Raw genomic sequence first — 6,753 nt, forward strand, 5'->3', positions numbered from 1 at the left:
TTCAGATTTGTAAAAATAAAAAGAGCACCTTCGAACAGTGCTCTTTCGGAAAGTGTATATTGCATGGAATTCCTGGAAGGTTTTTAAGGAATAAAAGGAATAAGCTCGTTCCTGGAAGGAAGTGGCCATACAATAATATATAAAAATGTCGTAGTAAGAGTGACAATGGAATTATTTAAAATTCAATAAATTAATGATTTGAATAGAAAGTGAGGAAGCAGCATGGGTTACGGAAATAGAGGAATGGCATTTGAACATTTATTAAACATTACTTGTCGTATGTATAAAACAGCAAATGTAGGTATTTTTAATAAACGTCCAACACCGGTGAAAGTTATAAAAACGAATCAAAAAGGTGAGATAACCAAAAGTGCATGGGAAAGTAAATCTACAGTAGATTACGATGGCGTATATAAAGGAAGAGCGGTTTACTTCGAAGCAAAGTCTACTAAAGAAACAAAAAGATTCCCATTAGATAATATAAGTAGGCATCAAATTGATTATTTAAGGGATACGCAAGAGCATGGGTCCATTTGTTTCTTTTTAATAGAATTTAGAACAGATCATATTATCTATTTCGTTCCGGTTTCATTAGTAGCAGAATACTATGAAGCTATGCTATATGATGGTGGCCGTAAATCCATTCCAAGAGAAGAATTTGAAAAACATGCGTATGTAGTAGAAAGAACTGATCGTGCTCTCGTAGATTACCTGGTACATGTAGATAAATTAGATTGGCCACTTTGCAGCTGATGGAACAAACAAAAGGTATCGATAAAAGAACTGTACGCATAAAGATAATAAATTTACAGGACCAACATTGTAATGGATGTGAGCACCTATATAAACCTAGTTATTGTTTACATAATTGTGTAATAGGTAAACAGATAAATAAATTAGGTACTGCTTTAGGAGGAACCTATGTAGCAGATCAGCCGAAACGGAGAACGAAAGCAGAATGGGATGTATTATGTAAGAAAACGTTAATAATGCAAGAGATGGGTATAACGAAAGAGGAACCTTAGGTAAAAATTTCACATACCGTATTTAAAAAATAAATGAAAAATAATGAAAGTAATAGTCCACATTTAGAGGGCGTTGATTATGCATAGGATAGCAATTCATCCTATATATAATTCAGCGTCCTCTTTTTATATAAAAGGAGGAACCAGGTATGAAAGATTTAATGGAGCAGTATACCGAAACAAGAAAGAAATTAGAAGAATCTAAGGTGGGCGCAACAGAGAAAGATATAAGTATTATTAACGAAATGATTAGTGATATTAATTATGCTCTGGAATGGATGCGTACAGCAAAACAACCAGGGTTACGTAGACCTATTGAACGTAGAGCGGCATATCAAAAGGAAAAAACAGTTGATACACTTTTAATGCAAAGATATTTTCGTAGCACGGAAACCCCATATGAATGGGATGATAAACCAATAGAGAATTCTATATCTCATTGGGATCGGATTAAATTAGAAGATGCTTTATCAACTTTAACGGAACGAGAAAAAGAAATATATATGATGTCGAAGGGGAATTGTTTCTCTATGGAAAAAATAGCCCAAATATTGGAGGTTACTAAAAGTACTGTTCAAACTACTTTAAAAAGAGCAGATGAAAAAATAAAAATACAAATTAGTGAAAGTCTCTTCTGCATGGTCGGATGAGACTTTCATTTTTAAAACGTTATTTTTGTCGTACGGTTGCCACCTATATATGAGAGGCCGAAACCAGCTCTTGTAGTTAGGTGATGAGTGAACATATAGCGTTGCTCTTCCTTATCTGCAAGAGGATTTTACAGAACATACGAGTAAGGAGTTGCGTACCTCACTTTGTATGTAGTTCTTGATTTCGATACGCAAATAGAATAGTCTTCAAAACTTCATTAATTTAAATGGTCTAAACGGAGGAGAGCTTCTGTTCTCCTTTAAGTTGATACCTGCCTACCTTTAGGGTGTCAATTTAAAGGAGTATGGTGGCTTGGAGAAGTTTGAGAATAATTAGCCTTGAAATGATTGTGAGATTCACCTTTCGTAAATGTTTCTCCATCCCCTTTAATATTTTTATAAGCTGTAAAAGAGCTGTCGCTTCGTGGATGGCTCTTTGTTTTGTAGGATATTTTTCTTTTCTGTCGAATAGATAGTGGGAAAGGGGATGAATGTATGAGAGTGTTTTTTAGAAGCGAATCTGGAGAAATGATTCTTGATTCTAAAAATGAGGATGTAGCTAGTTTAATGGCTGTTTTGAGAGAAACTAACAGTATTAAAATAGGTCTCTTTAATTATGATGTAAAAAAGTATAAATTGGAGTATTATCGACATCCAAAAAACGAGGAACCAGAAAAAGAACTAAATATCATTTTGACACGTAACTATAATGATCAATAGCATCCATTATGGGTACTTTTCTTTGTTATATAGAAATTACACATTAAAAAACTTTAATAGATGTCTTAGGTATAGTTAGGGAGAACCATCATATACTGATACGGAACGGTTCCCAACGTGTTACCCCATATGATAAAGAGAGGGCACTTACTGGGGCAGTGCTCTCTTTCGTTTGCACCTTTTGTTAAGGACAAGCATATATTGAAGTGTAGGACAGGCTCACTCGCTTGTATCTATCTTATTTCAATGCTCATCTCATCGAAAGCCCTTACCACGTTAAGAGCACCTACTGGCGCAGGTGCTCTTTTTTCACGCATTAAAGTAGACAAGCATATACTGCTTGTAACTCATTAACTGTAACTGCTTTAACTTTCGTTAATGAGGGTACTTACAATCTCTTAAAGAGTGCTCGTGGAAACGGGTGCTCTTTTTTAATTAAATAGAAAATCGTTATTGACGCAATTTATAAGTGTTAGACATGAGGTGATACATATGGAATTAGAATTATTAAATGATTTAACAGTAGAATTAAAGACACGATTTTTATCTGGTGCAGTTACATGGGAGTTAATGAATGCTATTGTATTGGATCGTTTAGAGAGAATAGCAGATGAAGCAACAATGAATGAATTTGGTATAGAGATGTATGGCGTTAAATGGGAAGATGTTAATTTAAAACCATATGCAGCGCTAAATAATGTTATTGGTGTTAATGATGCTCATCTTATTAGCGGCCTTTCTCCTGGTCATATAAAGAATCTATGTGCAGCAGGTGCTATTGAATCTAAAAAGATTGGTGGAACCTGGGTGATAAATAGAGAACGATTTGAAGAGTGGTTCAAATATTCATGTAAAAACGAAACAAACTCAACACAAACCAAATATTGTAAAAACGATTAAAAAACCATCTAATGTAACACATCATATATTTTGTTACATTAGATTTATGAATAGAAATGCCGTTATATCAACGTTTCTTTCTATTTTAAAAAATAACTACCATATTTTATGTAACATATTGTATAATAAAGATATATCTAATGTAACATAATGTATGGAGGGGTAAGGAATGAAGTTTGTGCAACCAATTCGAGATAAGAAAAAATTAGAAGAAGTGAAAGAAGTTTTACGTCGCCAATCTTATCGTGATTTGTTTTTATTTGAAATGGGAATCAATACAGGTCTAAGAATTAGTGACTTATTAAAGTTACATGTAAATGATGTGAAAGAAAGAACTCACATTGTTATTAAAGAACAGAAGACTGGAAAAGAGAAACGTTTCATTATCAATACAACGTTAAGAGAAAAAATAAATGAGTATGTAAATGGAATGAACGAAACAGATTGCTTATTTGCTTCTAAAAAGACAGGGAAACCGATCACGAGAATCCAAGCTTATCGAATTATGAACGCTGCTGCTGAAAAAGTAGGGCTTGATGAAATTGGAACGCACACTCTTAGAAAAACTTTTGGATATCATTATTACCAAAAGACAAAAGATGTAGTAATGCTACAAACAATCTTTAATCATTCTGCTCCATCGATTACATTACGTTACATAGGAATCCAACAAGATGAGATAGATAAATCATTAGAAGATTTCAGTTTATAAATTAGAAACCACAAAAGTAGCGATTACGCTGCTTTTTTATTTTGTAAAGCAATTAGCGTGAGGTGGTGTAAATGGAAGAAGAAACTATAAACATTCCTACATGCTCTGTTTGTAATGAGCCGTGCATGTGGACATTAAAAATGCCATTAACTATTACTCATTTTGATAAAACATATCTCCGTGAAGCAAATACGGATAACGCTCATATATGCATTGAGTGTTTAGAGAAGGAAGTACAAACAATTGGATAAGGGGGCAGGTGTTATGTAATTATGGCCAGACAACGAAGTCCAGACCGTAACAAAGCGTATGAAATATTTAAAGAACATAATGGTGATATTACGAATCGTAAAATTGCCGAATTGTTGTCTACATCCGAAAAAACTGTAAGTGAAAAAACGGTTGGCGGATGGAAATCCAAAGATGGATGGATAGACAAATTAAATGGAGTACTCCATAAAAATGACCGGAGTACTCCAAAGAAAGATACGGAGTACTCCAAAAAGAAACCAGGAGCACCCAAGGGTAATAAGAATGCTGTAAACAATCGTGGTGGAGCCAAAAAGGGTAATAAAAATGCTATCGGTAATTCTGGTGGTTCTGCTCCGCTACGTAATGGTAATGCTGCTACTCATGGTTTATATAGAAAGTATTTACCAAAAGAATTATATGATTTAAAAGAAGAGCTAGAGGAAGCAATTAAGAATGATCCTTTATCGATTCTATGGGAAAGTATAATGTTGCAGCACGCTCAAATTATTCATGCTCAACGTATTATGTTCGTTAAAGACAACGAAGACATGACAAAGGAACTGCGGAAAAATAAACTTACCGAAAGCGGCTATGAGGAAGAGTGGGAGATTCAATTTGCTTGGGATAAGCAAGCTAGTTTCTTAAATGCTCAATCTAAAGCACTTTCTACATTATCTGCTCTTATTAGAGATTTTGATAGATTAGCAAATATAGATGATGAGCGAAGGGCCAAACTTGAGTTTATCCAGGTTCAAATCGACAAAATTAAATCTAATACTAATAATGATGATAACAATATTGAGCCAGTTGTCATTGTAGACAATATCAGTGGTGATTTAAATGTCTAAAAAGCAAATCGCTGAAATACTTCCACCAGCTTTTCATCAAGTATGGTTAGCCCGTAAAAGTGAAGCGATATTAAAAATCGTTTGTAAAGGCGGCCGTGGTTCTGGTAAATCTACGGATATATCTATTTGTATTGTGATGGATCTTATTCAGTTTCCCGTTACAGTACTTTGTATACGTAAAGTAAAGGATACAATAAGAGAATCCTGCTATGAGCAAATTAAAGAAGCAATAGAAATATTAGGTGTAGAACATTTATTTCGTTTTAAAGAAAGTCCAATGGAAATCATTTATAAGCCGCGTGGGAACAAAATGATATTCCGTGGTGCTGATGACCCTGCAAAAATCAAATCTATTAAGATAGCGAAGTACCCAGTTGCTATTGCATGGTTTGAAGAATTGGCTGAATTTAAATTAGAAGAAGATGTTTCTACAATAGAAAAATCTATTTTGCGTAAAGAATTACCGAATGGATTGCGATATAAAATGTATTACTCATACAACCCACCGAAGAGAAAGCAGTCCTGGGTTAATAAGAAGTTTGAAACGCAATTCAAACCGAAAAATACATTTGTACATCATAGTACATACCATGATAACCCACATATTTCTAAACAGTTTGTGGAAGAAGCAGAAGAAACAAAAAGGCTTAAACCACAGCAATATGAACATGAGTATGAAGGAAAACCAACAGGCAGCGGCGTTGTTCCATTTAGTAACGTTAAATTCAGACGTATTACAGATGCAGAAATCAAATCATTTGATAATATACGTCAAGGGATTGACTGGGGTTACGGGAATGACGCGTTGTCTTTTGGTCGTATGCATTACGATAAAACGCGTAGGAAGTTGTATATATTCGGTGAAATATATGGCGTTAAAATCAGTAATCGCTCATTGGCTGAAAAGATTAAGAAACTTGGCTGGGATGATGTTGAGATAATTGCGGATTCTTCTGAACCAAAATCAATCGATGAAATGAAAAACGATCATGACATTAAGAAAATCAAAGGTGCAGTTAAAGGGCCTGGTTCTGTTGAATACGGTGAAAAATGGTTAGATGATTTAGTAGAAATTATAATCGATCCCGAGCGTTGTCCAAAAACTGCAGGAGAATTTGAAAATATAGATTATGAAGTTGATAAAGACGGTAATCCGAAAAACAGATTACAAGATAAGGATAATCATAGTATAGATATGACTCGTTACGCATGTGAGGACGATATGAGCAAACGTAAAGTCGTTATGGGTGGAAAGGTTAAAAGAGTGTAGTCGGACATTTATTGTTAGGCTATTTCTTTTGCTCTTTATTAATAAAAGAAAGGAGGACATACAAAGGATATGAGCGACAAGAAAACCATAAAGAATATAAAAGTATTTAGCATCAATAAAGCTGCAGATGATCCGAAGAATAAGGAAGATAACAGCAAACAAATGGCAGTTGACCCATTTGCACAAATATATGGCGATAAGGGATTGGTTAAGCCTCCTTACGATATGAAAGTGCTGCTGGATATAAAAGAAAGTAACCCTATTCTGTACTGACCCCTGTCAAGTAGACAGTAATTAAAACGCATAGTTAAGAAGCCTGAGTTCGATATTCGTATGGACTCAGGTTCTTTAATTTTTTCTGAAAACGATGGTGGTT

At 34.4% G+C, this 6,753-nt stretch carries 9 protein-coding genes and 1 pseudogene; all 10 read left to right on the plus strand.

Translation table 11 applies throughout. The annotated features are described in order from the left end of the window. The first annotated feature begins 222 nt into the window (after nucleotides 1-222). Nucleotides 223-753, plus strand: coding sequence for a Holliday junction resolvase RecU (locus tag MR168_RS12585; RefSeq protein WP_242291330.1), 531 nt, complete (start codon nucleotides 223-225; stop codon nucleotides 751-753). After that, the gene (locus tag MR168_RS12590; RefSeq protein ID WP_242291331.1) at nucleotides 753-1,025 is read left to right on the plus strand and encodes a zinc-finger domain-containing protein; all 273 of its coding nucleotides are present in this window, start codon (nucleotides 753-755) and stop codon (nucleotides 1,023-1,025) included. Before MR168_RS12585 ends, MR168_RS12590 begins: the two co-directional genes overlap by 1 nt. Before the next feature lie 149 nt (nucleotides 1,026-1,174). After that, complete coding sequence (locus MR168_RS12595) at nucleotides 1,175-1,675, plus strand: sigma-70 family RNA polymerase sigma factor (RefSeq protein WP_242291332.1); 501 nt, start codon at nucleotides 1,175-1,177, stop codon at nucleotides 1,673-1,675. A gap of 495 nt (nucleotides 1,676-2,170) precedes the next feature. Further along, on the plus strand, nucleotides 2,171-2,395 hold the full coding sequence (locus tag MR168_RS12600; RefSeq protein WP_001263206.1) for a hypothetical protein: 225 nt from the start codon (nucleotides 2,171-2,173) through the stop codon (nucleotides 2,393-2,395). Nucleotides 2,396-2,887: 492 nt separating this feature from the next. Then, nucleotides 2,888-3,295, plus strand: a complete 408-nt coding sequence (locus MR168_RS12605) for a helix-turn-helix domain-containing protein (RefSeq protein ID WP_242291335.1) — start codon at nucleotides 2,888-2,890, stop codon at nucleotides 3,293-3,295. Nucleotides 3,296-3,464: 169 nt separating this feature from the next. Continuing rightward, entirely contained in the window at nucleotides 3,465-4,007 is a 543-nt protein-coding gene (locus MR168_RS12610; RefSeq protein ID WP_000673905.1) for a site-specific integrase, read from the plus strand. A 71-nt stretch (nucleotides 4,008-4,078) separates the two neighbouring features. Then, a complete protein-coding gene (locus MR168_RS12615) occupies nucleotides 4,079-4,258 on the plus strand; it encodes a hypothetical protein (RefSeq protein WP_144609632.1) in 180 nt (59 codons plus the stop codon). A gap of 21 nt (nucleotides 4,259-4,279) precedes the next feature. Then, nucleotides 4,280-5,107 carry a phage terminase small subunit gene (gene terS, locus MR168_RS12620; protein WP_242291333.1) on the plus strand — a complete coding sequence of 276 codons (828 nt, stop codon included), beginning with the start codon at nucleotides 4,280-4,282 and terminating at the stop codon, nucleotides 5,105-5,107. Continuing rightward, nucleotides 5,100-6,377: a PBSX family phage terminase large subunit gene (locus MR168_RS12625; protein WP_242291334.1), complete on the plus strand. Its 1,278-nt coding sequence runs from the start codon at nucleotides 5,100-5,102 to the stop codon at nucleotides 6,375-6,377. The genes terS and MR168_RS12625 overlap by 8 nt, the downstream gene beginning before the upstream one ends. A gap of 69 nt (nucleotides 6,378-6,446) precedes the next feature. Then, nucleotides 6,447-6,641, plus strand: a pseudogene (locus MR168_RS12630) (phage portal protein); the annotation flags it as partial. Nucleotides 6,642-6,753: the final 112 nt, after the last annotated feature.

Source organism: Bacillus cereus group sp. BfR-BA-01356, from assembly GCF_022663635.1.
GTDB lineage: Bacteria > Bacillota > Bacilli > Bacillales > Bacillaceae_G > Bacillus_A > Bacillus_A cereus.

Excerpts from the sequence above, each read along its gene's own strand:
- MR168_RS12585 (WP_242291330.1), top strand. The coding sequence starts at position 223 with ATGGGTTACGGAAATAGAGGAATGGCATTTGAACATTTATTAAACATT.
- MR168_RS12590 (WP_242291331.1), top strand. The coding sequence starts at position 753 with ATGGAACAAACAAAAGGTATCGATAAAAGAACTGTACGCATAAAGATA.
- MR168_RS12595 (WP_242291332.1), top strand. The coding sequence starts at position 1,175 with ATGAAAGATTTAATGGAGCAGTATACCGAAACAAGAAAGAAATTAGAA.
- MR168_RS12600 (WP_001263206.1), top strand. The coding sequence starts at position 2,171 with ATGAGAGTGTTTTTTAGAAGCGAATCTGGAGAAATGATTCTTGATTCT.
- MR168_RS12605 (WP_242291335.1), top strand. The coding sequence starts at position 2,888 with ATGGAATTAGAATTATTAAATGATTTAACAGTAGAATTAAAGACACGA.
- MR168_RS12610 (WP_000673905.1), top strand. The coding sequence starts at position 3,465 with ATGAAGTTTGTGCAACCAATTCGAGATAAGAAAAAATTAGAAGAAGTG.
- MR168_RS12615 (WP_144609632.1), top strand. The coding sequence starts at position 4,079 with ATGGAAGAAGAAACTATAAACATTCCTACATGCTCTGTTTGTAATGAG.
- terS (WP_242291333.1), top strand. The coding sequence starts at position 4,280 with ATGGCCAGACAACGAAGTCCAGACCGTAACAAAGCGTATGAAATATTT.
- MR168_RS12625 (WP_242291334.1), top strand. The coding sequence starts at position 5,100 with ATGTCTAAAAAGCAAATCGCTGAAATACTTCCACCAGCTTTTCATCAA.